The following is a 384-nucleotide window of genomic DNA, read 5'->3' on the forward strand; positions in this document are numbered from 1 at the left end:
GCCTCCCAAACCCCTTCAGAAGGAGCAGGAGCACAAGTAGCCCGGACAGCTTTTGAACCACTATCACCAGAACAAGAAGCCAAACTGAAACAACGTGCCCAACATTACGAAGCCAACAAGAAAAACAACGCGTCCAATGACCCAAAATAGCTTAATGGAAAAGCAAGAGGTGAAAATGCCCCAGGATGTATTTACCGAACAAGCCTTATTGGGTACCCTCATCAATGAACCCGTGACAATGGTAGAAGTCATGGATATTTTAGAAGTGGAATCATTTTACCGAACCGAGCATCAGGTAATTTATGAGGCCATGTTTCAGTTATATGCCGCTGGCGAAAGTCCCGATCTGGTTACTTTGAGTCATCAGTTGCGAGCCACAGGCAA

General features: G+C 45.8%; 1 protein-coding gene. It reads left to right on the forward strand.

Annotated elements, in window-relative coordinates; translation table 11 throughout:
* Positions 1–136: 136 nt before the first annotated feature.
* Positions 137–384 (forward strand): DnaB-like helicase N-terminal domain-containing protein (locus Q0954_RS34590; protein ID WP_299466817.1); only part of this gene is annotated, 248 nt, incomplete at its 3' end.

Origin of the sequence: uncultured Microscilla sp., assembly GCF_947493425.1 — a bacterium.
Taxonomy (GTDB): Bacteria; Bacteroidota; Bacteroidia; order Cytophagales; family Microscillaceae; genus Microscilla.